The following is a 25,986-nucleotide window of genomic DNA, read 5'->3' as shown; positions in this document are numbered from 1 at the left end:
CGCCGGGGATCCTTCATGTCGAGCGCGATACTTGATTTTGTTCGGTATCCGCAAACATATCGAATAAGATGGAAGCCGACCCTGTACAGTGTTTGTACTCCCGAATTACACTGACCGACGCGTCGCAACAGGAGCAAAAGCCATGTCAGCCGGAGCCGTTAAGGGAATCGAGGTCTTGTTGATCGCAGGCGGCGTCTTCTGGTTCGCTTACTCGCAGATGAAGGCATTGAAGCAGCCGGCCCCCGGCGCGCAGACGCCGGAAGCCGAACCGGAAGGTGAGTCGGCGGCGCAGACCGTTGCCGAGGAGTCGACCCGAGATAAGAGCTGAGCTCGACTCAGCGCGAGAGATAGGCCCGGACGGACTCTTTCAGGAGATCGAAATTCCGTCTGATCTCCGCCATGGCATCCTGAACCTCAGGGGTCACCTCCTTGGAGATCCGGCGGATCGCTGCAGCATGCTCGTCTCGCCACTCCTCCATCCGCTCGCGTAGACGTTTCAGTGTCTCGTCGGCTCCGCCGGCCCTGTCCTTCTCGTCGTAGCCGAAGCCGTATTCGACGATATCCTCGGTCACCTCGCCCTTGAAGAGTCGGTACAGCTCGACCTGGACACACTTGGCGCTGTAGCTGAAGCGCCCGTCCTTCTCCAGCCGACGCACGCTCATGCGAATCCGGGTCGACTCGAGCATGTGCAGGGGCGCATACCGGGCCGCGCGTTTGACGAAGTCGTGATCCTCGGCGAGACGCAGCGATTCGTCGAATCCCCCGACGCGATCGAACAGCGCGCGATCGACGAAGATCGCGAATCCGCCGGCATGCGGATCCGTCTTCAGGCTGAGCTTGACGAACGTGTTGGCCAGCTCGAAGAGCAGCTCGTCGAGGGCATTGTCCGAGTCCGGCTCGAACCAACAGGTCGCAAGGCGCATGCCTTCGGCGTCCATCTCAGCCAGGGCCCTCTCCAGAAAGTCATCCGGCGGCAGGACATCGGCGTCGAAGAAGAACAGACGCTCGCCTTGCGCGACGGCCGCGCCGCGGTTGCGCCCGACCGCCGGCATCCCCCCGTCGACGAGGGTCACACCGCGCGAGCGACAGATCTCGCGCGTGCCGTCGGTCGAGCCGGCGTCGGCGACGATGATCTCGAAGTCGCGAAAGGTCTGTCGGTCGAGGCGATCGAGCAGTTTGGGCAGCAGACCGGACTCGTTCAACGCGGGAATAATGACGCTTGCCTTCATGGTGTTGCCCTCGCGAGGTCGTGCTCTTCGATCAAATCCAGCGAGTCGTCGAGTGCCGTCGCAAGCAAGGATCGGTACATGGGATCGGGGAGATCGAACCCGCCCGTGCGGCAGACCGATGCGTACCAGTAGGCACTCGACTTGGGTGTGCGCTTCAGGGTGTCGTAGTCGACATGGACGAGCCCGAAGCGCTTGGAGAGGCCCAAGGCCCATTCGAAATTGTCCAGCAGACTCCAAACGAAATAGCCGCGAATATCGCTGCCGGCATCCAGCGCCTTGCGCAGCATGAAGAGATAGGCCTCCAGATAATCGCGCCGCGCCGTGTCCTGCACGCTGCCGTCGTCCTCCACGCGGTCGGCGAAGGCCGCGCCGTTCTCGGTGATATAGACCGGCGGATTGTCGTAACGCTCGCGCAGCCAGATGAGCGTATCGAGAAAACTGCGCGGGTAGATCTCCCAGTCCATGTCGGTATGCACCGCGTTCGGATCCGGGCTGCGCGCGAGCCGAAAACCGAGCCAAGGCAGCCGACTGCGCTCGATAATGATGCGCGAGTAATGGTTCACGCCGACGAAGTCGACCGGCTGGCCGATCAGGTCCAGGTCACCCGGGCGCAAGCTCCAGTTGAAGGCCGACAGGAGACGCCGAACCGGGTTCGGATACCTGCCGGCCAGGATGGGATCGGCGAAGAGCCGGTTCGCCAAGGCATCGATCCGCTCGGCGATCCGGACATCGCCGCGCCGCCGCGGGATCACCGGAAAGAGATTGAGCGCGGGTCCGACCTGCGCATCCGGCACCAAGCCGCGCAGACGCTGCAGTGCTGCACCGTGGGCCAGCAGCAGATGATGCGCGACGCGAAACGCCATCAAGGGGTTACGCCGACCGGGCGCATGATCGCCGGAGACATAACCCGCGGCGACCACCGTCAGCGGCTCGTTGACGGTGACCCAGTGTTTGACGCGATCCCCGAGACGGCGCGCGACGACCTCGGTGTAATCGGCGAAACGCCAGACCGTCGCACGCGCCTCCCAGCCTCCGCGCTGCTCCTCGAACCAGGGGAGATCCCAGTGATAGAGGGTCGCGAAGGGTCGGATGCCGCGCTCGAGCAGTCCGTCGACCAGCCGATCGTAGAAATCCAGCCCGCGCCGGTTCGGCTGCGCGTGCGGTCCGGCGATCACCCGCGGCCAGGAGATCGAGAAGCGATAGGCCCCCAGGCCAAGCCTGGCCATCAGATCCAGATCTTCGAAATAGCGGCGATAATGATCGCAGGCGACACCCGCGTGGCTGCCGTCCTGCACACGCCCGGGGCGCGCCGTGAAGCGATCCCAGATCGAGGGTGCCTTGCCGTCGACATCGGGGGCACCTTCGATTTGAAAGGCCGCCGTAGCGGCACCCCAGGTCAGGTTCTCGGGAAATTGGATTCGCATCGTCCTGAAGCCTCTCCGCCTGAATTCGGCGCGCGACGAGATAAAGCGTCGCCCATGCACAGGATCCGGGTCACGTTGTCGAGCCCTGCCGTATGATAGGTGCAGACGAGATGAAAGAACCAACCCGAACAGAACACATCTCGACCCCGTCTTTACACGACCGCCAAGGCATCGATCAAGGCATGGACACCCAAGACACGACAAACGATTTCGACAGGATCGACCTCACCGGTATGGCCGCACGCATCGGACGCACCCACCTGCGCCAACGCTTGGGGCTGGAAGGCGACCATGAGGTCTTCGTGCTGCGCCGCCCCGGCGCCCACTTCTTCTACCCTGAGAATTGGTACTCGGTTCACGGCGTGATTCGTGCGTGTTTGCGGATCAGCGGACTTTACGCCCGCGCCCAGCGCAACGCCCGCAGCATCCAGGTGAAACACCACCGCGTCGACATTGCGAACCTGCCCTCGGCCTTCGATGGCTTTCGCATCCTGCATCTGACCGATCTGCATGTCGACATGGAGAGCCGCAACACCCACGCGATCAGCGAGTGCGTACGCGGCCTGAACTATGACCTCTGCGTGCTGACCGGCGACTATCGCGCCCGCACCTTCGGGCCGATCGCGCAAGTCCTGGCGGGGATGGCGACGATCCGACTCCAGCTCAAGGGTCCGGTGTACGGGGTGCTCGGCAACCACGACACCCTGCGTCTGGTGCCCGGCCTCGAGGCGCTCGGGATCCGCTTGCTGCTGAACGAGGCGGTCGTCATCGAACGCGACGGCCAGTTGATCCACCTCGCCGGCGTGGACGACGCCCACTACTACCAGGTCCACAACATCGACCGTGCATCCGCCGAGATCCCGGACGAGGCCGTGTCCATCCTGCTCTCGCACACGCCCGAGATCTACCGGCTGGCCGCTCACGCCGGTTTCGACCTCATGCTGAGCGGTCACACCCACGGCGGTCAGATCTGTCTGCCCGGCGGCGTGCCGATCGTCTGGGACGCGCGTTGTCCCCGCGCCATGGCCTCGGGATCCTGGCGCTACAACGCACTGATCGGCTACACCTCGGTCGGCGCCGGCACCTCGGTGGTCAACGCCCGACTCAACTGTCTACCGGAGGTGACCCTGCACGAGCTACGGCGCGCGCCCCTCTAGCCGCCGTCGCCATGGCGATGTCGGTGGCGAGCGAGATCGCCGACCCGCCGTCCGCAAGGGACGTCATCTCCATCAGCGGAGCCTCTTGATCGTCCGACGCAGCCGCCCCGCAACGGGCGTCAAGAGCAGATCGGTCAGTGCAAAGGCGATCACGACGATGACGACCCCGGCGGCCGAGAGATCCAAGGCCGCCATCAGAAGGACCGCCGGGATGAGTGCCTCCGGGAGCTCATCCAAGAAGAGGACGGGCTCACTGGGCTGCCGCCCCAGACGTCGTTTGATGAAGCTGGCGAGTAGATCGCCCGACATGGCGCCCAGTGCGGCGATCAGGCCGAGTAACCAGGGCAAACCGAGCAGCACGGCAAGCAACGGCGTCGTCAGCAGTGCCGCGCCGAGACCGCGCCAGGTCTTCGACGTACCGAGCCAAGGGCGACCGTCGCGGAAAAGCCGTCCGCCGTCGAGCGGGTGTGCGAGGCGAGACCCGAGAAGCAGGCGCGCCGAAACCGGCACGCCGTTCGCCCAGACCACCAACGCCAGCATCTGTAGGGTCGGAGTCATCTGCGCGGCATGATTCCCGAACGGTCGCCCCTCGATTATGCCGCTCACCTCCGAGCGGCATCCTGAAATTCGTCACCCCGAATCCGGCAGTAGAACCCGACCGTCGGCCATCGGATGAACGCATGCGTGCGTGCCGTGCAAACCCGCCATGACGCACGAGGCGCTCAACCGCCCGGAGACAGGGTCAAATATGCCGGCCGACATCGACGAGCTCTGCAGCACGCATGAGGTCGGCAAACCCAGCCCCGGAGATCTTGACGAGATGCTCGTGGTCGCCGGATTCGAAGTAAACCTCGGGCAGGCTCATGAGATGACGATCCACGAGCGTTCTCAGCCCGAAGGCCGCACCGACCGGAGGCACGGCTCCCGGCTCGCAATCCGGAAACAGCCCCGCCAACTCCGCCTCGGTCGCGAGGCCAACCGCCTCGCCGAGGTGCTCGTGAAGGCGTCCCAAGTGGACATGATAGTCGGAGGGAACGACCACCAGGAGAGAGTGCCCGTCTTGGTTGACCACGACACCCTTTGCCAGTCGATCGCCGGGGACATGCGCCGCCTGCGCCGTGTCCATGCTCGCCCCGGTGTGCGGATGACGAACCAAAGTAAAGTCGATGCGATGTTCCTCGAGGTAAGACTCAAGCGTGCAAGAGATGGACATGATGAACTCCTCCGCTGGATTGACTCACAGAGAAGTCTAGACCTTTCGCCGGGATCCGCTGCCGCAAAACAGCACCCATCGCACGCTCGACGCCGTGTCCGAAATCAAAGCATCAGCCGGACAAGCATCGTCGAGACGCGATTCGGAACGATGACAGCAACAGAAGAAATCGGTTAAACGGCGCCTTCGCCTGCGTCCGAGGGTCGATGCACGCCTGAATTCAAGCCACTGGAGCCCATACCCCGCCGGAGGCGATTTATGCCTTCAACTGCTCGGTGAGATGCGGCGTCAGGAGATCCAGCATCGAGCGATGCACCTTGAGGTTCCCGGCGATCAGATTACCGGTTTCGAGAAAGGTTTTTCCGCCGGCGAGATCCGTGACGGTGCCGCCCGCCTCGGCGACCAGGAGCGCGCCCGCCGCGCAATCCCATTCGGCGAGACCGACCTCCCAGAATCCGTCGGTACGTCCGGCCGCGACATAGGCGAGATCCAGCGCGGCCGACCCCGGCCGACGCAGACCCGCGGTCGCCAGGGTCATGTCCTTGAACATGCGCAGATAGACGTCGATGTGGCGCTGGTCGCGGAAGGGAAAGCCGGTCCCGATCAGGGCACCTTCGAGCGAGGGGCGATTGGCGACGCGGATCTTGCGATCGTTCAGTTGAGCGCCCTGGCCGCGGGCGGCACTGTACATCTCCTCGCGCAGCGGGTCATAGACCACGCCGCACTCGAGCTGGCCCTTGTGCTTGAGCGCGATCGAGACCGAGAACTGCGGAAATCCGTGCAGGTAATTGGTCGTGCCGTCGAGCGGATCGATGATCCACTGGAAATCGCCTCGACCCTGTGCGCCGCTTTCCTCGGCGAGGATCGCATGATCCGGGAAGCGTGCGCGCAGCTCCTGGATGATGAGCGCTTCGGCGCCGCGGTCGATGTCGCTCACGAAGTCATTGCGGCTCTTGGACTCGACCTTCAGCGAGTCGACACGATCCATGTAGCGCAGAAGGAGCTTGCCGGCACTGCGTGCGGCGCGAATGGCGATATTGAGGCTTGGGTGTTGCATAGTATGCAAGATAACCGATGCGCGTCACCGATCAAAGATTGACAATCTACCGATGTTCTGAAGAACTTGCATCCATGATGACAGAGAACCCCGACAACGCCCTCGCGCGCATCCGTTTCGTCCTCGTCGAGCCCACACTCAGCGGGAATATCGGGGCGGTCGCGAGGGCCATGAAGACCATGGGCCTCTCGCGCCTGGAGCTGGTCGCACCCAAACAACCCATCGATGCCGAGGCCCTTGCCCGCGCCTGCGGAGCGGACGACCTGCTGCAACGCGCCGGGATCCATGCCGACCTTCCCGCGGCCATCGCCGGCTGCCGACTCGTGATCGGCACAAGCGCGCGTCGGCGCACGCTCGATTGGGAGACCCTGGAGCCGCCCGAAACGGCCCGAAAACTGCTTGCGGAGGCAGGCGTGGGCGAGGTCGCGCTGCTGCTCGGGCGCGAGAGCTCCGGCCTGACCAATGCGGAGCTGGCACGCTGCCAGTTTTTGGTCCACATCCCCACGAACCCGGACTTCAGCTCGCTCAATCTGGCGGCCGCGGCACAGGTCTTCGCCTACGAGATCCGACGCTGTCGGCGCGAGTGCCTCCCCGAGCCCACGGGCGCACCCCCGAGTGCCCCGTCGGGCGAGCCCGTGCGCGATCTCGCCACGGCGCAGGAGCTCGAGGGTCTGCACACTCATCTGGCCGACACACTGCGCGACATCGGCTTCGGCGATCCGGACAGCTCCAAGAAGCTGCTGCTGCGCCTGCGCCACCTCTTCAATCGCGCTCGCCCGGATCGCGTCGAGATCAACATCCTGCGCGGCATCCTGAGCGCCGCACAAGGGCGCAAGAGCGGCAAACGACCGACGTCTCCGGCCGACTGAAGAGACGTCTTAAACCGCGTCGGCTCCAGCGGTCGCCAGGTCTGCCGGGGCCGATCCCATCCAAAACATCGCACACCGCGCCGGGCGCGGTTTAAAGGCTCGCATTTATGTTTGAACGATTGAAGGAAGACATCGCCTGCGTCTTCGAGCGCGATCCCGCCGCGCGCACGGGGTTCGAGGTCTTCACCACCTACCCCGGGCTGCACGCCGTGCTGGCCCATCGCCTGACGCACCGACTGTGGAAACGCAATCTCAAGTGGCTCGCCCGGGTGCTCTCCAATCTGGCGCGACTCTTCACCGGGATCGAGATCCATCCGGGCGCCGTGATCGGCCGGCGGTTCTTCATCGATCACGGCATGGGCGTGGTGATCGGCGAAACGGCAGTCATCGGCGACGACTGCACCCTCTATCACGGGGTGACCTTGGGCGGTACGACCTGGCAAAAGGGCAAGCGCCATCCGACCTTGGGGCGCGACGTGGTCGTGGGCGCCGGGGCCAAGGTCCTGGGCCCGCTCCTGATCGGCGACGGCGTGCGCATCGGCTCAAACGCCGTGGTCGTGAAATCGGTTCCGGCCGGCGCGACCGTGGTCGGCGTCCCGGGCCGCATCATCGAGCCGACGAAGGACGCCACCAGCCGCCGGCGCGCCGACACGGCCAAGCGGATCGGCTTCGATGCGTACGGCGCGACACGCGACGCCCCGGATCCGATCGCCAACGCCATCAACCGTATGCTCGACCACATCCACCACATGGACCAGCGCGTCGAGCAGATGTCCAGAGCCCTCGAAAGCCGCGGCATCATGCAGCACTTCGAGCATGACCCCGCACTCGACGAGGTCGAGATCCCGCCCGCAACCGACTCGAGCTCGGTTTAATCGCAATTTCGATATGGATTAATTGATCGCCATGGTCGGGTACCGTATCATCCTATGGGATATCGATTAACGCAGCGAGGCGCACGTGAGACTGACGACGAAGGGCCGCTATGCGGTCACCGCAATGCTCGATCTGGCCATCCATCAAGGCCAAGGCCCTATCGCGTTGGCCGACATTGCCCAACGCCAAGGCATTTCACTGTCCTACCTCGAGCAGCTCTTCGCGAAGCTGCGACGGCGCTCGCTCGTGACCAGCGTCCGCGGACCGGGCGGCGGGTATAACCTGGCCCGCCAAGCCGCCGACATCCACATCGCCGAGGTGATCGCTGCGGTCGACGAGAACGTCGACACGACCCGCTGCGGCGGAGCGCACAACTGCCAGAACAATGGTCCCTGCCTAACCCACGATCTCTGGCACGATCTCAGCGACCGCATCTACGATTATCTCAACCACATCAGCCTGCAGCAGCTCGTGGACCGCCGCGACGAAACCGGCAACCGCCCCGGCACGAGCTGCACGGCCGTCGATGTCAAGCTCGGCGTTCAGCGCCGCGTCGCGAACGCCTGAAGTGGATCATGTTCTCGCGGCCTCCTTGTGCGAGAGCGTCGCCTTCCGAGTCAAGGGCGCGTCTCGACCTCGCCGAAACGATGCTCGCCGCTTGCCTTCGGTGACCTGCGCGCACTAGGATTCGGTTTCGGTTGTCGAATTCCGGGTCGAGGCACGCCGCAGGTGGCAACGATCTACGCCGTTGTGGACGGCGCCAAAAACTATTTCGATCTCTTCGATCTGCCGATCGGGTTTGTCGTCGACCAATCCCGCCTCTCCGAGCGCTACCGTGCACTGCTCGGCGGGGATGTCGTAACCTCCTACGGCGATGCGCGATCGGCCCGCGACTCGGCGCCGGAACAGTCGCCGATCGAGATCGAGCTGGCTTACCGGACCTTGGTCGATCCCTTGGCGCGGGCCGCCTACCTGCTCGACCTCCTGGAGTGTCGAAGCGCATGTTACCGGGCGAGCACCGGGGAATACGATGCCCTCGGGGCCTTCTTGATGGCCGAGATCGAGCTGCGGGAAAGCCTCGACGAGGCGATCAGCCGGCCGGATTCGGCTGCCGCGGTGGCCGGAATCCTAACCGATCTCGCCGAGCAGGGCGCCTCTTTGGAGAAGGATCTGGAGCGCGTGCTCGCCGATCCGTCACCGCAAAGTCTGGCCGCCGCACGCGAGATCCTGCGACGGATCGAACTCGTCGAGACCTATCGGCGCGATGCGGAGGACCGTCGTGCGGCCTTGACGCCCCGGGCCTGAGCCATCCCGCGGAGCGCCGGGCCGGTCGCCCGGCCCGGGACGGAACGGGCCAGGCGCAGCGCTTACGGACTCAGCACTGCTCCCAAGGCAGGCCGCGAAAGCGCCAACCGCCTAGGGTGCTTCTGTGGTGCTGCTCGTCGAGATCGCCCTCGAAGCCCTCCTCGACATGATAGACGGCCTTGAGCCCGTCCTGAACCAGCGCCTTGCCGGCCTCGAGCGAGCGCTTGCCGCTGCGACAGATCAGGATGACCGGCGCGCATGCCGTGCCCGGCTCGCAGACGGCGCCGCCGAGCAAGAGTTTGCGGATCTCGGTGACGAAATGGGGGTTGACCACCCAATCCGGCTCATCGATCCAGGGGACATGCACGGCACCCTTGGGATGACCCACGAACAGAAACTCCATCGAGGAGCGGATATCCACCAGGACCGCCTGGGGATGCTCTTCGAGCATCTCGAAGGCCTCTTGGGGCGTCAGTGGTCTCGGATGATCATCGTTCACGCAGGGATACCTCGTTTGGTGGTTGTCGTTTTAGTCGTTGCTCGCCGCGTCGGCCCCGGTGCAGACAAGCCCCCGTGGAAACCTGCGGCGGTCGGCAGTTTATCAAGCAACTCGGATCTGTCATCCGAATCGGAGGTGCGACGCAACATCGCACCCGACGGGGATCGACCGGACGCGAAGCATGAAAGGAGATGGGTTTGGGACACAAGGCGCAATCCGTCGAACGACCGAACAGCGCACGCGTGAAGGATGCCTTGGTGCGCAGGCTCATGCATCTGCTGGCCCGATTGCCGCTCGGCATGCTGCACCGCCTCGGCTCGGCCATCGGGTCGGTGATCGGGTTATGGCCGAACAAGCAACGGCGCAACGCACTCATCAATATCGCACTCTGCTTCCCCGAGCTCGACGGGAAGGAGCAGATCCGTTTGCGCAACCGCAATCTGCGCGAGTTCGGCAAGACCTATGTCGAGATCGCCCATCTGTGGTTGCGGCCGGCGGACGAGGTGCTCGCGCTGGTCCGCGAGGTCAGAGGAGGCGAGCTGTTGGAGCGACGCGACGGCAAGGGCTTGATCGTACTCTCGCCGCACCTGGGCGCCTGGGAGCTGGCAGGATTACACCTCGCGGCACAAGGCCCGACGGCCATCTTCTACAAGCCGCAGCAATATCTCGACGACATGATCCTCGCCTCGCGCGCACGCAGCGGGGCCGAGCTAGCGCCGATCACGGCGAAGGGCATCCGGATCCTGGTCCAGGCGCTGGAGCGCGGCGACTACGTCGGCATCCTACCCGATCAGGAGCCGAAGGCCGACAAAGGCGCTGTTTTCGCACCCTTCTTCGGGATTCCGGCCTTTACCATGCTCTTGGTCAACCGACTGGCGCGCCGCACGGGCGTACCCGTGATCTTCATGTTCGCGGAACGTTTGAAGGGTACACAGGGTTTTAGGATGCACTGCATCCCGGCTCCGACCGGAATCGACAGCGAGGACGACATCGAGGCGGCGACCGCCTTGAACAGAGGGATCGAGCAATGCGTCGCGGTCTGCCCGGAGCAATATGTTTGGCCCTACAAGCGTTTTCGACGGCGCCCGAACGGCGCCCCGGGGATCTACAACGGACCGCTTTCGGATCGGCACGCACTCGAGCAGGTGTCGGGATCACGCCGTGGGATGCGCGAAGCAACGTGAGCACATCCCTGTGCTCGATCGGACCGCCCCGAGATCAGGTGATCTTATCGGCCGCGTTCTGAGTCTCGCCCATGTTATCGGTCCAAGTAATCTCGATCGGATCACCGACCTCGCCACCCTTGAACTTGAACGCCAGATAGGGGTTCTTGGATACGCCGCCGCTCCAGTTGGCCGTCATCACGACCTGATCCTTGGATTTGCAGACGACTTCCTGAATGAAGTGCGCGGGAACCAGCTCGCCGGTCTTGCTGTCCTTACGCAGCCCGGTTTCCATCGGGTGGCTCATCAAGCACTTGACTTCGGTCTCGCCGTCTTTGAGCTTGGCGCGGATCTTGATGTCTGACATCTCTGTATACCTCGAGTTTGGTGTCTATGCGTGTCGCGCGGGGATCGACTCGATCAGCCGCCGCAGCCGCCGATGGTGACCTTCACTTCCTTGGCATTGCTGTAGAGCTTGTCGCCGGTTTGGACCACGGCGACGACGTTGGACGTCTTGGCCATCTTGATCCGGGTGGACACGAAGGGGACCGCGGAATCTCCGAGGTCGAACGAGGCAATCAGGGGGGTCTGGTTCGCGTCGGCGACGATCGCGATCGACTTGACACCTTCCATGTCCGTCTCGACGGTCACCGGCACGACGGCGCCGTTTTCGGCGATATCCGGGGCCTTGATCTTGATCGCATCGTTGGTCTCAGCGGCATCCGAACCCATCAAACTCTGCAGGGCTGTCGGCAGATCCTTCGCTTGGAAGGCCGCCTCGTTCCAGCTCGCAAGGACCAGGCTGGGGGACAGCAGACCGGCGCCGACAGCGACTCCGACGGTACCGGCGGCGAGTGAACCCTTCAGCAGGATTCGACGTTTTGCATCGATCATGGGACATCTCCTATGGAGCATGGGTGGGTGTACTGGGATGCATTGAGCATCGCGCGCGTCGGCACAGGCTCAGGCCGAAGCCGGACCGATGCCTTCGATAAGCCGGTTCGACACGCATGCAGGCCAGCGGGAGTGTTTGTCGGGCTCGATCGACCCGGATGCCGGCGCTCGTCCGAGATTCGGATTCGAGTGCGCGGACGCCCGAGCCCTCGCGGCTCAATCCAGCTCGCGTGCGGCATGAACGGTGAAATCCTCCACATCTTTATCGATCTTATTATGCGGTCGGGCAACAACGCCCTGTCCGACGCGGCCTTCCGATCCGACAAGCTTGGAATCGGCTCGTTCGAGCGCTTTCCCGACATTGACACCGGGATGATGTTACCTCAGTCCTAACGGACTTGGAACGCACTTCATCGCGCGTTCGAGGTTGTCGCGCGCAGGGGGTTCCCGCCTCGCCGCTTCTCGTCGCGCTCCTCTTCACGCCATGCATCGAGGCGAACCTGCATCTGTGCCGCCTCGTGATACGGAACACCGGGCCGACGCAAGGCCAGCTCGAGATGCCGAATGGCAGGCTCGAGGTCACCTTCGACATAGAGCTTCTCCGCGCGATAACGATCGACGCTCGTCCGATCGCCCGCCTTGGTCGCCGCCTGCACGAGCGCCTCGTAGAGCATGGCGTTGGCCGGCCGCACACGCTCGACGGCCTTGAGCTCGTCCACCGCGCGAGCGGGCTGACCCGCTGACATGAGGGCCTCCGCGTAAGCGACCCGTAAAGGCCACTGACCCGGGAAGAGGCTCACCGCCTGTTTCAGATGCGCCAAGGCGTCGGCACTGTTGCCGAGCGCGAGATCCAGCTCGGCATCCAGGACGATGAATTCAGCCTGGCTCGGATGGGACGCGATCAGCTTGTCGCTCTCGCGCTTCGCCTCGCTGAACCGTCGCGCTCGCTGCAGCGCAAGAGCATAGCCGTAACGCTCGGCAATCTCGTCGCGAAAACGCCCACCCTTCAAGGTGTCCTCGAAATGCGCGACGGACTGCTCGGCACGCCGATAGGAGCGTTCGCGCAGCTTGGCGCGCGTGAGCTGAAACCGCAGACTATCCGGGCGCTGACGCACACCGAAGCCCTCGGCTCGTCCGAGCGAATCCGAGATCCGATCGGCCGTCACCGGATGCGTGCGCAGGAACTCCGGGGCGTTGGACTCGTAGACGCGTGTGGCCTTGGCGAGGCGCTCGAAGAAGCCGGCCATCGCAAAGGGGTCGTGACCGGCACCGGCCAGCGTCTGGATCCCGATGCGATCCGCCTCCTTCTCGTTGTCCCGGGTAAAGTTGATCCGACGCTGGAGCGCGGCGGCCTGCACGCCCGCGATGGCCGCGGCCCCGGCATCCGGCGAGACTTGGGCGCCGAGAACGGCCGCGGCGATGAGCAAGGCCATGGTCGGCAGACTGAGCTTGCTCTGGTCCTCGAACGAGCGCATCAGATGGCGCTGAGTGACATGGGCGATCTCGTGCGCCATGACGGCCGCAAGCTCGCTCTCGGTCTCCGCCGCCAAGACCAGACCGCCGTAGACGCCGATATAGCCGCCCGGCCCCGCAAAGGCATTGACCACGGGCTCGTCGATCAGGAAAAAGGTAAAGCTGCCCCCGGCGGTCCGATCGGCCTCGACCAAGGCGGCACCCAAGGACTCGATATAGCTGGTGGCGAGCGGATCGTCCATCACGGGGAGGGCTTTGCGCACGCTGCGCATGAAGAGTCTGCCCAGCCGCACCTCGGCGGACCGGGTCATCATGCTGTCCGAGGAGCTGCCCATATCGGGAAGACTGTAGGCATCGGCCGACACCGGCGACGATATCGGCGCGGACACTACCGCCGAGAACGCAAGCACGCCCAGCGCCAAGCGCCGACATCGACCGACAAACATCCGGATCATCATGGTTTGGTGAGACGTAATACGCCCCTAGTAGTTCCTCAAAGCGCGCGCCGTGCGAATCCGTCGCCGGCTTCGACGACCCTGATTTTTTGCGATCTGCGATCCGCAAGCGTCGTGGCGGAGGCGCTTCTTGGAGAAAGAATCTCCTGAATCGCGTCGCTCCGAGGGTCTTGATTCCGGCAACGGCAAAACCGCCTCGAAACAACCCATAGCCCTCCGGACGCGATTCGGTTTTAGTTGAGCTGAATGCGCTGCCCCCAAGGCACCTTGCCCCGCCCCTTGACCAGCCAGATCACCGGAAATGTCGGCTCGATCGGCGGAAACTCGCCTTCGGCATCGGTAAAATAGACGAGCAGATCCGGACGGAGGCCCTCGCGATCGATCCACCGAAAGACCGGTCGGAAGCTGGTACCCCCGCCGCCGCCGATCGCCTCGGGCAGCCGCAAGCTCTCCCACGGCTCGAACCGAAAGGGTGCACCTTCACACAAGGCCGCATCGCAGGGCAAGAGGGTCACGCGGGCGCGCACCTGGCCCTTGAGCGCGTCGATCTCGCCGATGAACTCCTCCAGCTCCGCCGCCTTGATCGAGCCCGAGGTATCGACGGCGACCACCAGGTCGGTCTGCTGGGCACGCAGACTCGGCCTGATGAAGTCGCCGTCGCGGCGCGAGGGGCGTGCGTAGCTGTAGTCCTCGCGCGAGACGGCCGTCATGTAGCGGGCCAGCAGCATCCGCCAAGGCAGGCGCGGCTGCAGAAGATGGTCGATCATGCGCGCGATCTCGCGGCCGAGCTTGCCGGCCTGCTGCGCCTGCTGAGCGGCCCCGGCGAGACGCTGTTGCCATTGCACCGAGAGCGTCTCCTGCTCGTCCGGGGTCAGGGGCTCCGGCTCGGGCTCGGACTTGAGCCCCCCGGGGCCGCCGTCCGACCCTTCGGCTTGGTTCGGCTGCGCCGAGCGGTTCGCCCCCTGCGCCGCCTCGGACTCGCCTTGCTGCGATTGCGGCTGCTCGGGCCGGCGATCGAGATCCTTCTCGCTCATCCCGGACCGGCTGCCGTCCTGCTGGTTGTCGCGATCGTAGGCGTGCGTGTCCAGGGTCTCGGACTCATCGTCGTCGTCGATGAGCGGATAGATCTCCTCGGCGGTCATGCCCTTGTAGGGCGGCATCACCAAGGCGTTCGGCGGAGGCGTCAAACCCTCGTCGATCAAGAGCGGATTGATCGCGTAGTCGCAGGCGAGATCCCACTTGTGCTTGATGCGATGCTGTCGCCGAGCGAAATGCGACAGCGCACAGTGGAGGGCCTCGTGCGCGAGCATGAACTGGGTCTGGTCGAGGGTCAGGCTCGCGATGTACTCGGGGTTGTAGTAGAAGGCGCGCGCATCGGTCGCCGTGGTCGGGCACCAATCGGGGTTCGACGCATGCATCGGCAGGCGCAGCACCAAGGCCCCGAGAAAGGGCTTGTCCAGGATCAAGCGCGTACGGGCCGCCGCGAGCTTGGTCTCGATCGCACGCCGCTCGGCATCCGATATCGCCGCACTGCCGGCACCGCTACTCATAGAGCATCACGTCGGCAACGACCGCAGCCCAATCGGCAAAGGCCGGGACCTCGAAGAGGCTGTTGCCGACCGCGCGATGCAGATCCGACACCAGCATGACACCCATCTCGCGCTGCGGAAAACGACCCGCGTAGGCGAGGATGTTGCCGATCACCCGATCCTTGTCCGGCTCCCCCTGAGCGCGGATCGCCCGTCCGACCAGGGCTGCGGCGACGGCGTATTGGAGATCGATCTCGCGCGGCACGGGCACGACCTCGCCCGCGAGAATGGCATCCAGATCGGGCATCTGATCCAGGCTGTCGACGAAGGCGGCGACCTCGATCCCCGCCGCCGGTCCGACACAGCCCTGCAAGGTGCCCTGCAGCAGCTCGGGGATGTCCTCGAACTTCTTCAGACAGCGGTGCGCGAACTCCCAGGAGCGCGGCGAGGGGAAGGCGACCGGGTTGTGGGCCGGGTCGAAATCGAACAGCAGCTCGGGGCGAAAGCGCAGAAAGCCGATGACCCGCTCATCGATGCCCTGCGCATAGGCCCAGGCGACCCAGTCGTCCAGATGGGTCTCGACCTCGAAGTGCGAGAAGCGGTTGGCCAGCGGCGCGGGCATGCTGTAGGTCACGCCGCGATCGCCCTGGCGATTCCCGGCCGCGAAGATCGCCCACCGGTCGGGAACGCGGTACTCGCCGAGTCGCCGATCCAGGATCAGCTGATAGGCGGCCGCGGACACCGCCGGAGGCGCCGAGGTAATCTCGTCGAGGAAAAGGATCCCGGCCGGCCCATGGCGCTCGTCGTCCGGCAGGATGGCGGGGATCGCCCACTCCACCCGATCCCCGGCACGGAACGGGATCCCGCGCAGATCGCTCGGCTCCATCTGCGACAGGCGGATGTCGATCATGGGCACGCGGTGGCGCTCGGCGATCTGCGCGACCATCTGCGACTTTCCGACGCCCGGAGGGCCCCAGAGCATGACGGGGGTGTGGTGACCTTCCGCGGTACTCGAAAACTCGCGTTCGAGGACACGGAGCAACTGGGCTGGACGCATAGCGGGTCGTCTTCCTCTTGGGTCTGGTGCGAAGATGCCTCATCCGCGAGGCCCGGGGCGATGGCCGCCCGAGATTGGCCGGAGATTGGCCCGACATCAGGTAGCCCTTCGCAATTGGGATGGCATGAGAGTGGGTTTCGGCGCTCGGCTTCACAAGGCGGCACGCGGACAGGGCACAACCCGTGCCCGGCCGAGTGCGTGACCGCCTTGTCACACATAAGAAAAACGCTGTATTCTTATCGCTCTTCTCGCCCCCTCATGACCCTGAGAGTCGTGCGGGCAAGGCTCCATACGAGACTCGAGAGAGGACCCGCGGATCCGGGTCGACGCACCCGAATCCACGTCGCCGATAAGATCAAGATTTCTGAAGGCGAGGCGTTTCCAAGCCGACCCTTCGTCAACGATAAGAGCCCGGAGAGCGGACATGAACCAATTCTATTACGACGCTGTAACCAAGATGGAACAACTCGGTGTCGACGACGAGTACATCCAAGGCTGGCAGTGCGGCTTCCTCCAGAATCCGAAGCGCGAAGAGCAGCGCCTCACCGAGGCCTACGAGGCCGGGTACGGCGACGGCGAAGAGAAGAACACCGACAACTTCGGGGACTGGGTCAAGGCCTGACCCAGTTTCGGGCGAACAAAAAAGGCGGGGAGACCCGCCTTTTTCGTGTCTGCTCGGCGAACATCGACAGGATGCGGACCTTCACGAGGGTCGAGCACCCTCGTCGGCGAGCGACACCTGCTGCGCGCCACCTACCGCTGACTGGCGTAAAACTGTCCGAGTGCATGCAGATCCGCATCCGAGAGTCCAACCAAGGACTCGCGCATCTTGGTCGGCTGCGGGATCGAATCGGGTCTGTCACGATAGGTCAGGAGTTGAAATACCAGATAGTCCGGCCACTGACCTGCGATCCGCGGGGTGTCGCGGTCCTGGTATCGCCCCTCGTCCTCGTGGCACTCGGCGCACGCCTCGTCATGTAGACGTTTGCCGTCGGCGACGGCAACAGGGTCCAACAGTGCGTCGGCACCCTGCCAAGACTGCTCGGCATAGAAGGCGGCCAACTGGCGAATCTGACCGGCGGTGTAGCCCTTCATGATGCGATCCATGATGGTGGGTACGCGCTCGCCGCTGCGGAAATCTTGGAGGACTCGGATCAGGTATTGACGGTCGAAGCCGGCAAAGCTCGGAGATGCCGGCCCTGCACTGACCCCGTTCAGGCCGTGGCAGCCGTTGCAGTGCGCGGCCAACGCCTGCCGTTCGGCAGCTGCGGCGAGAACCGCACCCACGCCGAAACAGCAGAGCGCAAAGACGAACGCAAGGCGGCAAACCCGCAATCGGGATCCGGACCGCCTTGCGCGGAGGTTCACTTCTGGAGCGCCAACCAGGCCGCGATCTTTTGGAGCTCGGGCTCGGTCGGGGGTGCATCACAGGACTGACTGTAGGCGACGGCCGAATGCATCAGCTTCGCCTCCTCCGATTCGCCCTCGCCGCGCAGGATCTTTTGGGCCCGCTCCAGGATCTCGTCGGCCTCCAGACCACCGATCTTGGGGACCAGCTTACTGCTGGGATCCTTCCCCGCAGCGCCGTGACAGTTCACACAACCATGGTAGGTAAACAACTGTTCGCCCTGCAGATCGGGACGATCCGTCGACCAAGCGAAGGGCGAGACGCTGATCAGGGTGGCGGCAAACGCCGCCGGCAGCAAGATGCTCTGAGACATGGATGCGGCTCCTCGTAAAATTGATCCTCTTTCCCGATGTGTGATATGCAACTGCCCGGTCGAGGCTCGACCGTAACCAGAGCGTAGACGACGGCCAATAAGAAACCAATGCCGCCCGTCGGGAATAACGCACGCGCCGGGTAACGCGCGTCGGCACTCAGCCCGCCTGCCGCAGCGTATGCAACGGCGGGCGAATCAACAACGGATAGGTCGCCAGGGTCCCGGCGATTCCGATCAGAGCCCCGGAGCCGAAGACGCTGATCAGCCAGAGCATCGGATTGAAGCTGAAGGTCAGGCCGAAGAGCTGCTCGGCCAGAAGCCAGCCGGTCAGCTCGGCAAAGACGGAGGCGAGCGCGCCCGCGAGGATCCCGGCCGCGGTGAACTCCACGGCGAGACTGGTCAGCAGCGCTCGGCGTCCGGTGCCCAGGGTGCGCAGGATGCCGTGCTCGAGTCGGCGCTCTTCCAGGCTGGCCTGGATGCCGGCGTACATGACCAGGATCCCGGCCGCGAGCGTGAAGAGGAAGACATATTCCACCGCCATCACGCCGCGGTCGACCACCTGACGAACCTGCGTCAGCAAGGCGTCGACATCGAGCAGGGTCACGCTCGGGAAGCGCTTGACCAGCTCCGGGATCACCGACTCGCGCTCCTCGGGCAGATAGAAGCTGGTGATGTAGGTCGCGGGCTCGGAGCCCAAGAGCGCAGGGGAGGAGATCACGAAGAAATTGACGTTGAAGCTGTCCCACTGGACCTCGCGCAGACTGGTCACGGGCGCACTCACCTCGCGACCGGAGACCAGGAAGGCGATCTCGTCGCCCAAGGCGATACCGAGCGTCTCCGCGATGCCCTCCTCGACCGAAAACTCCGGAGGCGCATCCGCGCCCGACCACCAGGCGCCGGCGACGATGCGGTTGTCCGATTGCAGCTCCGCGCCCTGGCTCAGGTTGAACTCGCGCGAGGCGAGCTGCTCGGCACGGGGATTCTCGAAGTCGGACGGGACGATCTCGCGGTCGTTGATCCGCACCAGTCGGCCGCGGATCATCGGATAGATGGCCGACTCGCCCAGATCCGCCTCGCGCAGGAACTCCCCAAGCGGCTCGACATCCTGGGGTTGGATGTTGATCAGAAAGTGATTCGGCGCACCTTCGGGCAGAGTCTCCTGCCAGGCCGCGAGCAGATCGACGCGCACCACGGCCAGCAGCAGCAAGGCCAGGATGCCGAGCCCCAGGCCGGAGATCTGCAGGACCGCTGCAGAGGGTCGTCGCGCCAAGGCCGCGAGCCCGAGTCGCCAGACACCGCGGGCACGTCCGGCGAGACCGCCGGCGAGACGCACCAGGACGAGGACCGTGATCACCAGGCTCGCGACCGCGCCGAGCACGCCGGCCATCAGCTTCCAGGCCAGCTGGAAATCATCCGCCTGCCAAATAATCAAGAGCGCCAGGGCCGACGCGGCACCGAGCACCGTCAGGATGGCCGAGCCGCGCGGAGCACCCAGATCGCGACGCAGCGCACGCAACGGCGAGACCTGTGCCAGTTGAAACAGGGGCGGAAGTGCAAAGCCCAAGAGTGCAACCAGACCCGTCGCCACGCCGACGAAGACGGGTGCGAGGGAGGGCGTCGGCAGATCCGTCGCGAACCAATCCGACAGCAGGCTCATCAACCCGAGCTGCCCAAGCCAGCCGAGCAGACAGCCCACCAGACTGGCGATCAGACCGAAGAGCGCCAGCCGCATCATGAAGACCCGCATCAGCAGGTGATTGGGCGCACCCAGACAACGCATCACGGCGACTGCGTCGGTTTGGCGTTCGACGAAGCGACGGCTGGCCAACGCGATCGCCGCCCCGGCGACCAGCAGGGTGACGAGCGTGGCCAAATGCAGGAAACGCGAAGCGCGATCCACCGCGGACTCGAACTCGGGTCGGGCGGTGCTGCCGTCGACCAGGTCGATATTGACCGGCAGACCCGCTTCGATATCCCTTTTGAACCGCTCGACCGCCGAAGCCTCCCCGGCGACCAAGAGACGATGCTCGGCCCGGCTCGCCTCGGTGATCAGCCCGGTCGCCGCGAGGTCCGACTGGCTCAGCATGACCCGCGGTGCCAGCGCAAAGAGCGCACCGCCACGGTCAGGCTCGTTGCTCAGGATGGCGCCCATACGCAGACGCGACTCGCCGAGACCCACCTCGTCGCCGAGCGCCGCGCCGAGCAGGGGCAGGAGACGCGACTCGACCCAGACCTCGCCGGGCGGCGGCCCAGTCTCGACCTCGCGATCAGGCGCATCGAAGGCATCGCGGACGCTCAAGCGTCCGCGCAAGGGATAAGCGGTGTCGACGGCCTTCACCTGGACGAGCTGCGGCCCGCCCTCGCCCACCACGACACTGCGAAACTCGATGATTTCCGCGCTGGTTAGACCCAAGCGATCCGCCTGCTCCCGGTAATCGGCCGGCAGCGGGGTGGCCGACTCCAGGGCGAGATCCGCCGCGATCAGCTCACCGCCCTGACGGGCCATGGCGCTTTCGACGCGATCGGTGAAGAAGCCCACCGCCGTGATGGCGGCGACGGTCAGGATCAGGGCCGAGGCGAGCAAATAGAGCTCGCCGCTGCGCCAATCCTGACCCAGCAGTCGCAGGGTAATCCGCCAGGTCTTCACGCGCCTTGCTCCAGATGACCGGCCGACATGTGCAGACGCCGATCGCAGCGCTCGGCGAGACGCGCGTCATGGGTGACCAGCACCAGCGCAGCACCGGCGTCGCTGCGCAGGTCCAGAAGGAGATCGATGATATGCTCGCCGGTAACCTGATCCAGGTTCCCGGTCGGCTCGTCGGCAAACAACACCTCGGGACGCGGGGCGTAGGCACGGGCGATCGCGACACGCTGCTGCTCCCCGCCCGAGAGCTGGCGCGGATAGTGTCGGGCACGCGGGGTCAGACCGACCCGATCCAGGGCCTCGTCGGCCCGGCGCGCGGCATCGCGCGTCCCGGTCAACTCCAGCGGAAGCAGCACGTTCTCTCGTGCGGTCAGGGTCGGCAAGAGCTGGAAGTTCTGGAAGACGAAGCCGACACGCCCGCTGCGCAGGGCCGCGCGTCCGTCCTCGTCGAGATCGTCGACGCGCTCCCCGCACAGCCAGACCTCGCCCGAGGTGGCACTGTCGAGACCGGCCAAGAGCCCCAATAATGTGGACTTGCCCGATCCGGATGCACCGAGGATGGCCACCGCCTCGCCGGCCTGGATCTCCAGGTCGAGGCGCTCCAGGATGGTCAAGCCGCCGGCCGGCCCCGTAACATGCTTCCCAACTGCGACCGCTTTCGACACGGTCCGAGGTCTTTGTCCCGACATGATCCGTCTACTCCTGCTGACCTTTATGTTGTTGCCCGCCCTGACGCTCGGAAAAACCGCGACCGACGCGCCGGTCATCCCACCGGTGATCTTGGTCCTCGGCGACAGCCTGAGCGCGAGCTATGGTTTGGATCGCGAGAGCGGCTGGGTGTCGCTCCTCGAGGAGCGTCTGCGCGAGCGTGGAATGGTCTACCGCGTCGTCAATGCGAGTGTCTCCGGCGATACGACAGCCGGCGGACTGACGCGGCTCGGTGCGCTGCTCGACGACCACGCACCCGCCTTGGTTGTGATCGAGCTCGGTGCAAACGACGGCTTGCGGGGGCTGGGATTCGAGATCATCCGCAACAACCTGATGACGCTGGTGGAGCGCAGCCGCGCCGCCGGCAGTCGAGTCATCGTGGCCGGCTTACGTCTTCCGCCCAACTACGGTGCGGCTTACACCGACGGCTTTCAAGCGGTGTTCCGGGAGGTCGCCGAGACCGAGTCCGTCCCCTTGGTACCGGATCTGCTCGCCGGGGTCGCCGAGAATTGGGATCTGATGCAGGCCGACGGACTGCACCCGAGCGCCGAGGCGCAGCCGCGGATCCTGGACAACGTCTGGCCGATCTTGGAGCCGCTGCTGGAGGCGAGCCGTTAGGCGATTTCCGCGAATCATCATCTCGACCGCGCATGTCCCGATACGCTCGAAGGGCTTGTCCGAATCCCGCGCTTGGATCGGGATACAATCTCATCGATCGCAATGTCCCATTTTAAAGACCACCGGAGTCATCCATGCATCGCATCACCATCGTCGGTTCCGGATTCGCCGGCCTCACCGCCGTGCAAAGCATTCGACGGAGCGCACCCGACGCCGAGATCACGCTCGTCAGCGCCAAGCCCGAATTCATCTACTATCCGGGCCTGATTTGGGTGCCCTGCGGCATCCGCAGCGGCGAGGATCTGCGCATCGATCTGCGCCCCTTCTTCAAGCGGATGCGCGTGCGCCATCTCGCCGGGGAGGCGACCGGACTGAGCGCGGACGGGCGCACGCTCGAGACCACCGCCGGCCCGGTCGAGAACGACGGACTCGTCATCGGCAGTGGCGGACGCTTCATCAAGAAGCTCCCCGGCATCGAGCACGCCATCACGCCTTGCGAGGGCATCGCCGCGGCGGAGGCGATTCGCGATCGCGTCAAGGCGATGGACGGCGGCAGCATCGCCATGGGCTTCGCAGGAAACCCCAACGAGCCGAGCTCGATGCGCGGCGGACCCATCTTCGAGTTTATCTTCGGGATGGACAGCCAACTGCGCAAGGAAGGGCGTCGGGAGCGTTTCCGCCTGCACTTCTTCACCCCGGCGGAACGACCCGGCAACCGGCTCGGCCCGAAGGCGGTCGACGGCATCCTCGCCGAGATGAAGCGCCGCGGCATCGAGACCCATCTGGGCGACAAGCTCAAGTCTTTCTCGGAGACGAAGGTGACGACCGAAGGCGGGGAATTCGACGCCGACCTCATCCTCTTTATGCCCGGCATGACCGGCAACAGCTGGTTCGACAACACGGCCCTGCCGCGCTCGCCCGGCGGACTGTTGCAGGCCGATGCACACTGCCGTGTGGCCGGCTACGAGCGGGTCTATGTCGCGGGCGATTCGGGCAGTTTTCCCGGTCCTGATTGGATGCCGAAGCAGGCCCACATGGCGGACCTGCAAGCGCGCGCGGCGGTGAAGAATCTGCTCGGAGAGCTGCAGGGCCGCGCGCCGAGCGAGACCTTCAAGGTCGAGCTGGTCTGCATCGTGGACGCCAACGATACGGGCATGCTGGTCGCGCGTACCGAAAAGAACAACTGGGTGCTCCCTTCGACACGGCTCTTCCATTGGATGAAGCTCGGCTTCGAATGGTGGTATCTGCGCCCTTACCGTTAGTCAGGACACGACATGAGCACGCGACCCAACATCATTCTTTCGACAACGGATGCCGAGCGGCTGGAGCGGCTTCTGGACTCCGTCGACGAGGCCGACTTCCCCGGCAAAGCAGACCTGGAGGCCGAGCTCTCTCGGGCCATCGTGGTGGATGCGAAGGATATTCCGGCCAAGGTCGTCACCATGCGATCGACCGTGAAATTCCGCATCGAATCATCCTCGGAGGAGCGCTGTTTGACGCTCGTCTACCCGAGCGATGTCGATGACAGCGGTCGGACCATCTCCATCCTCGCCCCCGTCGGCAGCGCCCTGCTGGGCCTGTCCGAGGGCGACGCGATCGACTGGCCGAAACCGGGCGGAGGCACGCTGCGGGTGCGTATCGAAGAGGTGACCTACCAACCCGAGCGCGCGGGCGAGTATCACCGTTAAACCCTCGAAGGGCAGCCTGACCGCAAGGCACGTCAAGGTCTTCCCGGCCCGAGATCGAGCGCGCGACTCCTCCGACGGACGAGTCGCGCAGCCATCGGATCGACTTGCTCCTGCCCTCGAGTCCGGTATCCGAGCTGAGACCGATCGGCACGGGCAACCCGTCCGAGGACCCCGCTTGAGTCAGGCATCAACCCATCGCATTTCGCTGATCGTCGACATCAAAACCATCGACTATTATCCAAGTCCCTGCGGCGATTAAGCTTCGCCCCGAGCTCCGATCATCCAAGTCCGTCCGGAACCCGAGAGGCACGATGTCCGCGTTTTCCAACCTGCTGATCCCGGCCGTGCTCTTCTTCGCACTCGGCTTCATTGCACGTCTGATCAAGTCGGATCTGCGCTTTCCGCCCGATCTAGCGAAGATCCTCTCCATCTATCTGCTGGTCTCGATCGGCCTGCACGGCGGCGTGGAACTGGCGAATGCAGATCTCGGCGCGGCCCTTGCTGCAGTCATCTGGGCTCTGGTGCTTGGTTTCCTGCTGCCGATCATCGCGTTCGGTCTTTTGCTTGCAATGCGTCGCGTCGAACCGCTCGACGCCGCCGCAATCGCCGCCCATTACGGCTCGGTCAGCGCCGGCACCTTCCTGACCGCGATCGCCTTTCTGTCGAGTCAAGGGATCGATTACGAACGCTACCCCTTGATCATGCTCGCGGTCATGGAGTCTCCGGCCATCGTCGTCGGTCTCCTGCTCGCGAGCTGGAGCCGCGGACGCGCCGCCAAGGCCAGCGCGAGCCGCTCGGAGGATACCGGGCGCGGCCAAGGCCATCTAGGGGACATCCTGCGCGAGGCCTTCACGAACGGCAGCGTAGTGCTCTTGATCGGGTCGATGCTGATCGGCGCGATCGCCAACCCGACGGCCATGGAGTCGCTGCACCCCTTCACCACCGACATCTTCATGGGCATGCTCTGCCTTTTCCTACTGGAGATGGGACTCGAGGCGGGGCGGCGCTTCGGCGACTTTCGGCGCGTCGGCTTGGCCCTCGGCGCCTTCGGCCTGGTGATGCCGCTGATCGGCGGCGTGATCGGCGTGCTGGTCGGACACCTCATGCTCGGTTTCGGTGTCGGCGGCACGACGCTGGTCGGGGTGCTCAGTGCAAGCGCCTCCTATATCGCCGTCCCGCCGGCGATGCGCCTGGCGGTGCCGGAGGCCAATCCGTCGTTCTATTTGACCTTGTCGCTCGGCGTGACCTTCCCGTTCAACGTCGTCGTCGGCATCCCGATCTATTATCAAATGGCCCTGCTGTTGGTCGGCAAGGCCTGATCGACGCACGCGGCGCGGTAACCCGCTTGTCCCGTCAGACTGTCACATCGCAAACCGCAGGAGCGCACGCAGATGCACCGCCTCGTCCCTGAAAAGCTCGTCACCGTCATCACCACCGACGTGCTCGAGCACCGTCTGGTCGCTGCAGTGCGTCGCCGCGGCGCAAGCGGCTATACACTGCTGCGCGCCGGCGGCGCCGGCTCCGACGGTTTGCAGTCGGGCAACCTGGAGATCGACACGAATCTGCTTCTGAAGGTCATTCTGCCGCCCGAGCGCATGTCCGGCCTACTCGATGACCTGGACGCGCTGATCGGCCAGGGCTATCACCTCACCGTGTTCGTGTCCGATGTCTCGGTGCTCGGCCACGAGAAGTTCGAGCGGCCGATGCAGACCTGAGAGCTCGGCAACGTGGTCGGCGGCAACATCTCATGACCGGACCCCGTATTCCTCTGCCGGGTCATCGTCGGCCAGGCGGTAGATGGGCGCCTTGCCGGATAGGGCGGTACCGCACTGCAGAATGATGGAGACCCCCTCGCCGCGCTTGTTCATGATACAGGCGCGGTGGGGGCCGACTCCGTGTCCGACACCGGGCAGCGGGCCAACAGGCTGGTGAGTGCCTCATTGCGCGCGGCCTGGCGCAGGGGCAGGCTCTCGGGGGTCATGGTGTTGACGAGCCTGCCGGGGCTGTAAAGCGCCAGCCGGTCTTGGAATAGCCGCAGGCGGACCTTGCTGCCAGCCATCGAGTAGTCCCGATGAGCAACGGCGTTGGTGACGGCCTCGAAGACCGCAAGCAGGTCGAATTGCGGCAGGTTCTGACGCCCGCCCGCGGGCAGCTTGCGCGCCGCGACCCGCATGGTCTTCCGAACGAAGTGCAAGACTCCCGCGATCTGCCGATCCAGCAGACCGGTGATGTCCATCGCATCCAACTGGTAGGCACCCTTTTCGGGGTCCGGGATGACCTTGGTGCCGACGTATGCCACCGAAGGCACCGGGGAGCCGCCGCTCCGGGTGCTCACAGGCCATCAGCATGCCCGCAACGGCAAGGCGCCAGAACTCGCCCGGGCTAATCCTGTCGATCAGCGCAGCGC

30 protein-coding genes are annotated in these 25,986 nt (G+C 64.8%); 13 read left to right on the top strand and 17 right to left on the bottom strand.

Annotated features, from left to right (window positions below; all coding sequences use genetic code 11):
- Positions 1-142: 142 nt before the first annotated feature.
- Positions 143-328 carry a hypothetical protein gene (locus tag B4N44_RS18690; protein WP_296704220.1) on the top strand — a complete coding sequence of 62 codons (186 nt, stop codon included), beginning with the start codon at positions 143-145 and terminating at the stop codon, positions 326-328.
- Positions 329-335: 7 nt separating this feature from the next.
- Here the strand turns inward: B4N44_RS18690 and B4N44_RS18685 are convergent, their stop codons facing one another.
- On the bottom strand, positions 336-1,229 hold the full coding sequence (locus B4N44_RS18685; RefSeq protein ID WP_296704218.1) for a glycosyltransferase: 894 nt from the start codon (positions 1,227-1,229) through the stop codon (positions 336-338).
- Complete coding sequence (locus B4N44_RS18680; protein WP_296704215.1) at positions 1,226-2,653, bottom strand: GH1 family beta-glucosidase; 1,428 nt, start codon at positions 2,651-2,653, stop codon at positions 1,226-1,228. Before B4N44_RS18680 ends, B4N44_RS18685 begins: the two co-directional genes overlap by 4 nt.
- Before the next feature lie 182 nt (positions 2,654-2,835).
- Here B4N44_RS18680 and B4N44_RS18675 point away from each other — a divergent pair, with 182 nt between their 5' ends.
- Positions 2,836-3,810 (top strand): metallophosphoesterase, encoded by a 975-nt coding sequence (locus B4N44_RS18675; RefSeq protein WP_296704375.1) that lies wholly within the window; start codon positions 2,836-2,838, stop codon positions 3,808-3,810.
- Positions 3,811-3,882: 72 nt separating this feature from the next.
- Here B4N44_RS18675 and B4N44_RS18670 read toward each other — a convergent pair whose 3' ends face one another.
- The 3 genes from B4N44_RS18670 to B4N44_RS18660 form a co-directional block, all read right to left on the bottom strand.
- Entirely contained in the window at positions 3,883-4,368 is a 486-nt protein-coding gene (locus B4N44_RS18670; protein ID WP_296704212.1) for a CDP-archaeol synthase, read from the bottom strand.
- Between the two features lie 184 nt (positions 4,369-4,552).
- Complete coding sequence (locus B4N44_RS18665; protein ID WP_296704205.1) at positions 4,553-5,023, bottom strand: aminoacyl-tRNA deacylase; 471 nt, start codon at positions 5,021-5,023, stop codon at positions 4,553-4,555.
- A 256-nt stretch (positions 5,024-5,279) separates the two neighbouring features.
- On the bottom strand, positions 5,280-6,080 hold the full coding sequence (locus tag B4N44_RS18660; RefSeq protein ID WP_296704202.1) for an inositol monophosphatase family protein: 801 nt from the start codon (positions 6,078-6,080) through the stop codon (positions 5,280-5,282).
- Positions 6,081-6,157: 77 nt separating this feature from the next.
- On the opposite strand from B4N44_RS18660, the gene B4N44_RS18655 reads away from it, so the two are divergent.
- The 4 genes from B4N44_RS18655 (at position 6,158) to B4N44_RS18640 (ending at position 9,130) form a co-directional block, all read left to right on the top strand.
- Entirely contained in the window at positions 6,158-6,949 is a 792-nt protein-coding gene (locus B4N44_RS18655) for an RNA methyltransferase (protein ID WP_414718173.1), read from the top strand.
- A 107-nt stretch (positions 6,950-7,056) separates the two neighbouring features.
- Positions 7,057-7,824: a serine O-acetyltransferase gene (gene cysE, locus B4N44_RS18650; RefSeq protein ID WP_296704196.1), complete on the top strand. Its 768-nt coding sequence runs from the start codon at positions 7,057-7,059 to the stop codon at positions 7,822-7,824.
- An 85-nt stretch (positions 7,825-7,909) separates the two neighbouring features.
- Positions 7,910-8,392 (top strand): Fe-S cluster assembly transcriptional regulator IscR, encoded by a 483-nt coding sequence (iscR, locus tag B4N44_RS18645; protein ID WP_296704193.1) that lies wholly within the window; start codon positions 7,910-7,912, stop codon positions 8,390-8,392.
- 162 nt (positions 8,393-8,554) lie between these two features.
- Entirely contained in the window at positions 8,555-9,130 is a 576-nt protein-coding gene (locus B4N44_RS18640) for an iron-sulfur cluster co-chaperone HscB C-terminal domain-containing protein (RefSeq protein WP_296704190.1), read from the top strand.
- Positions 9,131-9,200: 70 nt separating this feature from the next.
- Here B4N44_RS18640 and B4N44_RS18635 read toward each other — a convergent pair whose 3' ends face one another.
- Complete coding sequence (locus B4N44_RS18635; RefSeq protein ID WP_296704188.1) at positions 9,201-9,629, bottom strand: rhodanese-like domain-containing protein; 429 nt, start codon at positions 9,627-9,629, stop codon at positions 9,201-9,203.
- Positions 9,630-9,826: 197 nt separating this feature from the next.
- Here B4N44_RS18635 and B4N44_RS18630 point away from each other — a divergent pair, with 197 nt between their 5' ends.
- Entirely contained in the window at positions 9,827-10,813 is a 987-nt protein-coding gene (locus tag B4N44_RS18630; RefSeq protein WP_296704185.1) for a lysophospholipid acyltransferase family protein, read from the top strand.
- 34 nt (positions 10,814-10,847) lie between these two features.
- On the opposite strand, the gene soxZ is transcribed toward B4N44_RS18630, so the two are convergent.
- From soxZ to B4N44_RS18605, 5 genes are all read right to left on the bottom strand, one after another.
- Entirely contained in the window at positions 10,848-11,159 is a 312-nt protein-coding gene (gene soxZ, locus B4N44_RS18625) for a thiosulfate oxidation carrier complex protein SoxZ (protein WP_296704182.1), read from the bottom strand.
- A gap of 53 nt (positions 11,160-11,212) precedes the next feature.
- Positions 11,213-11,686 carry a thiosulfate oxidation carrier protein SoxY gene (gene soxY, locus B4N44_RS18620; protein WP_296704179.1) on the bottom strand — a complete coding sequence of 158 codons (474 nt, stop codon included), beginning with the start codon at positions 11,684-11,686 and terminating at the stop codon, positions 11,213-11,215.
- Between the two features lie 410 nt (positions 11,687-12,096).
- The gene (locus B4N44_RS18615) at positions 12,097-13,524 is read right to left on the bottom strand and encodes a M48 family metalloprotease (protein WP_349681102.1); all 1,428 of its coding nucleotides are present in this window, start codon (positions 13,522-13,524) and stop codon (positions 12,097-12,099) included.
- Positions 13,525-13,847: 323 nt separating this feature from the next.
- Positions 13,848-15,164 carry a DUF2201 family putative metallopeptidase gene (locus B4N44_RS18610; protein WP_296704176.1) on the bottom strand — a complete coding sequence of 439 codons (1,317 nt, stop codon included), beginning with the start codon at positions 15,162-15,164 and terminating at the stop codon, positions 13,848-13,850.
- On the bottom strand, positions 15,157-16,200 hold the full coding sequence (locus B4N44_RS18605) for an AAA family ATPase (RefSeq protein ID WP_296704173.1): 1,044 nt from the start codon (positions 16,198-16,200) through the stop codon (positions 15,157-15,159). Before B4N44_RS18605 ends, B4N44_RS18610 begins: the two co-directional genes overlap by 8 nt.
- Before the next feature lie 424 nt (positions 16,201-16,624).
- On the opposite strand from B4N44_RS18605, the gene B4N44_RS18600 reads away from it, so the two are divergent.
- Positions 16,625-16,822, top strand: coding sequence for an Alvin_2107 family globule sulfur oxidation protein (locus tag B4N44_RS18600; protein WP_093031698.1), 198 nt, complete (start codon positions 16,625-16,627; stop codon positions 16,820-16,822).
- 131 nt (positions 16,823-16,953) lie between these two features.
- Here the strand turns inward: B4N44_RS18600 and B4N44_RS18595 are convergent, their stop codons facing one another.
- From B4N44_RS18595 to B4N44_RS18580, 4 genes are all read right to left on the bottom strand, one after another.
- Entirely contained in the window at positions 16,954-17,535 is a 582-nt protein-coding gene (locus tag B4N44_RS18595; protein WP_296704164.1) for a c-type cytochrome, read from the bottom strand.
- 29 nt (positions 17,536-17,564) lie between these two features.
- Positions 17,565-17,921, bottom strand: a complete 357-nt coding sequence (locus B4N44_RS18590; RefSeq protein WP_296704162.1) for a c-type cytochrome — start codon at positions 17,919-17,921, stop codon at positions 17,565-17,567.
- 157 nt (positions 17,922-18,078) lie between these two features.
- On the bottom strand, positions 18,079-20,568 hold the full coding sequence (locus tag B4N44_RS18585; RefSeq protein WP_296704160.1) for an ABC transporter permease: 2,490 nt from the start codon (positions 20,566-20,568) through the stop codon (positions 18,079-18,081).
- Positions 20,565-21,254: an ABC transporter ATP-binding protein gene (locus B4N44_RS18580; protein ID WP_296704157.1), complete on the bottom strand. Its 690-nt coding sequence runs from the start codon at positions 21,252-21,254 to the stop codon at positions 20,565-20,567. The genes B4N44_RS18585 and B4N44_RS18580 overlap by 4 nt, the downstream gene beginning before the upstream one ends.
- Here B4N44_RS18580 and B4N44_RS18575 point away from each other — a divergent pair.
- The 5 genes from B4N44_RS18575 (at position 21,253) to B4N44_RS18555 (ending at position 25,294) form a co-directional block, all read left to right on the top strand.
- The gene (locus tag B4N44_RS18575) at positions 21,253-21,891 is read left to right on the top strand and encodes an arylesterase (protein ID WP_296704155.1); all 639 of its coding nucleotides are present in this window, start codon (positions 21,253-21,255) and stop codon (positions 21,889-21,891) included. The two genes, B4N44_RS18580 and B4N44_RS18575, sit on opposite strands and share 2 nt — an antisense overlap.
- A 134-nt stretch (positions 21,892-22,025) precedes the next feature.
- Entirely contained in the window at positions 22,026-23,153 is a 1,128-nt protein-coding gene (locus B4N44_RS18570) for an NAD(P)/FAD-dependent oxidoreductase (RefSeq protein WP_296704152.1), read from the top strand.
- Between the two features lie 12 nt (positions 23,154-23,165).
- Positions 23,166-23,579 carry a nucleoside diphosphate kinase regulator gene (gene rnk / locus B4N44_RS18565; protein ID WP_296704149.1) on the top strand — a complete coding sequence of 138 codons (414 nt, stop codon included), beginning with the start codon at positions 23,166-23,168 and terminating at the stop codon, positions 23,577-23,579.
- Between the two features lie 311 nt (positions 23,580-23,890).
- Positions 23,891-24,898, top strand: a complete 1,008-nt coding sequence (locus B4N44_RS18560; protein WP_296704146.1) for a sodium-dependent bicarbonate transport family permease — start codon at positions 23,891-23,893, stop codon at positions 24,896-24,898.
- Positions 24,899-24,970: 72 nt separating this feature from the next.
- A complete protein-coding gene (locus tag B4N44_RS18555) occupies positions 24,971-25,294 on the top strand; it encodes a P-II family nitrogen regulator (RefSeq protein WP_296704143.1) in 324 nt (107 codons plus the stop codon).
- Between the two features lie 30 nt (positions 25,295-25,324).
- On the opposite strand, the gene B4N44_RS18550 is transcribed toward B4N44_RS18555, so the two are convergent.
- Both B4N44_RS18550 and B4N44_RS18545 read right to left on the bottom strand, forming a co-directional pair.
- Positions 25,325-25,447: a hypothetical protein gene (locus B4N44_RS18550; RefSeq protein WP_296704140.1), complete on the bottom strand. Its 123-nt coding sequence runs from the start codon at positions 25,445-25,447 to the stop codon at positions 25,325-25,327.
- Positions 25,444-25,887 carry an ATP-binding protein gene (locus tag B4N44_RS18545; protein ID WP_296704138.1) on the bottom strand — a complete coding sequence of 148 codons (444 nt, stop codon included), beginning with the start codon at positions 25,885-25,887 and terminating at the stop codon, positions 25,444-25,446. Before B4N44_RS18545 ends, B4N44_RS18550 begins: the two co-directional genes overlap by 4 nt.
- Positions 25,888-25,986: the final 99 nt, after the last annotated feature.

Origin of the sequence: Thiocapsa sp. UBA6158, assembly GCF_002423035.1 — a bacterium.
Classification (GTDB): domain Bacteria; phylum Pseudomonadota; class Gammaproteobacteria; order Chromatiales; family Chromatiaceae; genus Thiocapsa.
This window is presented reverse-complemented; position numbering and strand designations above follow the sequence as displayed.